The following is a 227-nucleotide window of genomic DNA, read 5'->3' on the forward strand; positions in this document are numbered from 1 at the left end:
CATTAGAAATATTTACAGGGTCGTTTGCTCAATTTAATATGCTAAAAGACTCTTTTGATAGAAAAATAGATTTCTCAAAAATAATAGGAGAAATGAGTGAGGAAGAACGTGAAATTTGGTACCAGTATGTAAATGAGTAAAGAAAAAAATATTATATGGTAACGAATCGTTCAATTATGTGCTTTCATTTGCATTTGAGAATGAGAAAATTTCAAGCATTTATATGA

The organism is Bacillus sp. JJ783 (genome assembly GCF_036963225.1).
Taxonomy (GTDB): domain Bacteria; phylum Bacillota; class Bacilli; order Bacillales; family Bacillaceae_G; genus Bacillus_A; species Bacillus_A cereus_U.